The following is a 4,366-nucleotide window of genomic DNA, read 5'->3' as shown; positions in this document are numbered from 1 at the left end:
GTGAGACCTTCGGCGTGGCGCTGCCGACATGGCAGCAGGGGCTGGAGCGCGTCATGAAGGCGCTGCACGCCTGACCTAGGGATTTCATGACTTCGGAGCCGATGATTGACACGGATCAGGGGTTCAAAATGATCGAGAAATGCTGGAACTTCCAGCGTTACGAAAGGCCGAAGGCCTCCCACTGGAATCATATCCTTCCCTGTGTCGGGGTCCTTAATCAGAGGTCTCACGGAGCCGTGTCCCCCTCCCGGCAGATACGATTCAATCGTTGCCTACCCGGTCGACGTTAGGTCACTGGAGCTAGCATATATCGCGTGCACGATATATGCTATAATATGCAATATCTTCGGAGTTGCCGGATGTCCGCTGTATTTACTGCTGAGCGTGCCACGATCCGCGGGAGAATCGCCCGCATCAATCATTCGGTGGCGGACCAAACTGCGGTCGGACTTATGGCGCGAGGGATCGAAGAGCGGGTGTTATTTGCCGGCCTTGTTGGCGAACTGCCTGGTCTCCGCCGAATAGGGCCCACAGAAATCGAGTTTGATCTCTCGGTGTTGGAGGCACCGGTGAAATCCATAGATCTGTTTATCGGAACGCCAGAGGCGCCTGCGCGCCGCGGAAGCGGCTATCCCTTGGGACAGTTGTTATTTGAGAGCGAGCGAGAGTATGACCTCTCTCGCTTCGGCGCTCAGCGCAATTCGCGTGCGTCGGATGAAGGCGCCCAGCTTCTTATTGCGGCACAGACTGAACACCTGCTCGAGGGTGTACCACATATTGGCATCCTCATGAGTGTCGTGCAGTGCTATCGGGCCATTGACTTATCGGACGAGGCAGCAGCATTGCAAGGCATGGCACTTTGCAAGAAGTATCTGAACCGAATTTCGACCATTCCCGGACATCGCGAGTTCCGTAAGGATCGGTACAGCCTCTATGCCTCACTCCTTACAGCACGCTGGCACGCGGCCCTACTAACTCGGCGCTATGATGAGTTGCACGAGGCCCTTTCGCTTGTCCGGGTAGCCGCGCCGGTCCTCCTACGAAGGCGGCATGGCAACATCATCTCCTACAACATCATTCGCGGCCTCTGCCTAATTTTTGTATTCCAGGCATTGGCCGGACTTCGAGGCGGAACGGCGGCGGCGGGCGAGCTAGTCATGGACGCGCTGCGGACTGCGGCGCTGGATCTCGGTGTCGGACGGCAACTGGGTGAGTTCGCGGAGACCTGCCGGCTGGTTAGCGGGCTTGCGGAGTTTGAACGACTGGCGCGTATTCCAGGGAATGGTGCTTTTTTGAATGCCTCAGGGGAGGCGGAACTGATGAGTGGTGTATTCACGCATGTACTTCGCTCCGGAAATAAGGCTCTCCTCCAGGCACGATTCCTCGAACTTGTTACATCTTATCGAGAGCATATTCCAGCACTACTGTCCTGCAGCGACGATTTGCTGCCGATTATGGGATGAGGTCAGGCTGACGCAAATGCAGCTGTCATATCGCTCGCCTCTGCGCGTGCCATGATCTTTTGGATACGCACATTGTTTCGTAGCCGCGCTTCATGTGGTTCATAGAAGCGAAAAGAGGCTTCAGTCAGGTCGCCATGTGAAAAGAGAACGGGGCGTCGGAGGTCAGGCTCAGTACCTAGAACGTTGGTGGCTGGGATCATGCGATAGCCACGTACGTGGGTGGTTTCGGGGAATTCGAAGCCTTGCTGTTCGCGCATGAAGGGATTCTCGTGATGGAAGACTTCTGAGATTTCCCAGTCGGCTACCTGCCAGGGCTGAGGACGTACCGAGATGCGGATGCCCATCCGCTCCACTATGCGGCAGGCCAATTCGATTATCAGCGAGTTTGCAGGATGATTCATCACATAAAAGAGCCGTGATTGGCGAAACCCAGAGCGAATAGCGTCGGCAATCTGCACGTCGGCCGCTAGCTCGCGCTTTTCAAGATCGGCAAGGCTGCGTTCGACCGCGCGCCCATACCAAGCCTTGTCAATAGCACTCGCTTCGCGAAGAAAACGCGTGGTTTGTGCAACACTCATTCCACTTAGGAAACCATAAAGCAACTTATCGCTATGGTAATCGAGCAGCGGTCCCCTAAAATTTCGATACTCGGCATCATGGATAACATTATATTCAGGATTGTAGCCCGTGAAGTATAGATTGGGCCATGCAATCAAACGCTCGCCGAATCGGGCCCGCAGTACGCCGGTGCGAACCTCTTCGACTCGGTATTCGTCGGTAATGAGTTGCGCCACCACCCAGTCGGCGTCGGCTACAGCAGCCTCAATCGAGTCGCGGTGGCGATCCTCAATCTGGTGCACAGCAGGCAGGCCCGGTATCTCAGCGTCGTCCAACATGGCCATAAGAATTTTGCGCAGCGGGGCGATCTGGCAGTTGCCAATGATAGCGATCTTCATGGCGTCTCCTCGGGCACCGAAGCGAACAGCCTACCATACGCGTGGCGGCAAGCTGTGACCACCCTGTCGCGTAATGCGGCGATTGCCTAGGGCCTGTGGGGAATTGGCCCCGGGATGTGATCGGCGTGTGATTTTTCGTGGCTGCAAGGCGGGCTTGCGTGGGCGATGCGGTTTCATCGCCAAGCAAGCCCAACGCGGCAGGCGCGGAAAAGCATCGCCGAGCACGCCCGAGGCCAATTCCCCACAGGCCTTAGTGGAGAGCGTGCGTGTGCGACATTTCATTTCACACTCGTACTGGGAGGGGTGGCCCAGGGATGGCGCGAGAGGCCTGGAAGGTCGCATGGGGCATCACCCCGTCATGTCGCCAGCCGCCATTGCCAAGCCACGGCAGCCGTCCTGGCGGCCAGTGGACCGGCGGAGGAGGCGCGCATCGAGGACATGACGCCGCGCGAGGTGGCCGAGGCGCAGCAATGGCTCTCGGTTATCTGCGCCTGCACGCGCCGCGCGACGCTCAGTCTACACGACTAAGGTTGCAGCCGGACGCCGACGATGGGGCAGATGCGGCTCCAGCTGCGGTGCAGGGGGCGGCGCTCGTGGGGGCACGGCTTTTCGCGGTTGGAAGATAATCATGGAAACCGAATCTTCATCTCGCAGATAAGAGCGCGCCCATGCTCACTATCGCCCTGGCTCTATCCGCGGCCGTCGCCTCCATCGCGCCGGCTCAGGCTCACTGGCGCTGGACGCGATCGACGGCGACACCCTCCTGGCCTACGGGAGCGAGCGTGTTAGGAGCATGGACTGGATGCGCCGGGGGGCGCGGACAATGCCTACTCAAGATCCGCGCGGCGCGTGCTGCGAAGGAGCGGCTCACGGTTCTCATCGCTGGCGGCATCTAGATGCCTGTGGAAGTGATCAGTACCACCGCCTCCTCACTATCGTTCGTGATCCGCAGGGGCGATGTGGCGCAGGTCCTGATCAGGAGCGGCATGCGCGCCCCTATGATGGGGCGAGGCCGTCGCAAAGGGTGGCGCGGATGATGAGCGACGCGACGATAGCAATAATCTGATCGCAGACTTCGCTTGGCTTTCCTCCTGGACAGAGCGAATGGTCCTCTCACGCGCAGGATTTCGCGCGGCCTCGCTGAGCTTCGGCACGCGGGGCTCAGGCTGGTACCACCCGGATGGTCGGGTGCCGAACCGGAGCCCGACGATGACGAAGCTTTCCGACACCCAATCCATCATCCTCACCCAGGCCAGCCGGCACGAGACGCTGCTCGTGACGGCGCCAGCGAACCTGCCGGCCGCAGCGCGCCAAGCGGTGTTCCGCAGCATGCTCAAGAATCTCCTCTTGGAAGAGGTGCCAGCACCGACCGACCATCGTCACCTCGGCTGGCGGCGGGATGACGATGGCGCCTGGATAGCCTTGCGGATCACGAATGAGGGCCTGCGGGCCATCGGCATCGAGCCCGCGGAACCCAGCGACTTCGGCGCCGAGCTTCGTGAGCTGACCGAGGAGGAAGAGGCGGAGGAACTCGCGCTGCAGCAGGAGGCGCTGGACGCAGAGAACGAGGCCGAGCGGGCGCTGGAGGCCCAGCCGGCCATGTCTGCGCGCCAGGGCCTGCGAGAGGCCGCTACGGCGGTGGTGGCGGCCTGGGAGGCGCAGGACGGCCTGGAGGCGGCGCTGACGGCCCTGAAGGCGGCCCTGGGCCGCCGGACGCCGACTCGCGAGCCCGGTGCCCCGCGCAAGGCGCGCGAGGGCACGAAGCAGGAGGCGGTGCTGACCCTACTGCGGCGCGGGGAGGGGGCCACCATCGCTCAGGTGATGGTGGCCACGGGCTGGGCGCAGCACACGGTCCGTGGGTTCTTCGCCAGCCTCAAGAAGAAGGGCCACACGGTCGAGGTGCTGGAGCGCGTGAAGCAGGTCGGCTCGGGCAAGCAGGGCGCCAAG

The 4,366-nt window shown here is 61.0% G+C and carries 3 protein-coding genes; 2 read left to right on the top strand and 1 reads right to left on the bottom strand.

The features are described from left to right. The first annotated feature begins 359 nt into the window (after positions 1 to 359). Complete coding sequence (locus tag AC1ROY_RS33890; RefSeq protein ID WP_493153365.1) at positions 360 to 1,463, top strand: hypothetical protein; 1,104 nt, start codon at positions 360 to 362, stop codon at positions 1,461 to 1,463. 2 nt (positions 1,464 to 1,465) lie between these two features. On the opposite strand, the gene AC1ROY_RS33885 is transcribed toward AC1ROY_RS33890, so the two are convergent. After that, positions 1,466 to 2,419: a WcbI family polysaccharide biosynthesis putative acetyltransferase gene (locus AC1ROY_RS33885; RefSeq protein ID WP_493153364.1), complete on the bottom strand. Its 954-nt coding sequence runs from the start codon at positions 2,417 to 2,419 to the stop codon at positions 1,466 to 1,468. A gap of 1,209 nt (positions 2,420 to 3,628) precedes the next feature. Between AC1ROY_RS33885 and AC1ROY_RS33880 the strand changes: the two genes are divergently transcribed. Next, positions 3,629 to 4,366: DUF3489 domain-containing protein (locus AC1ROY_RS33880; RefSeq protein ID WP_493153363.1), on the top strand; the 738-nt coding region annotated here is incomplete at its 3' end.

The organism is Roseococcus sp. GW821-FHT12F05 (assembly GCF_058806835.1).
Note: the sequence above shows the minus strand (reverse complement) of the source record. Positions and strands in the feature narration are given on the sequence as shown.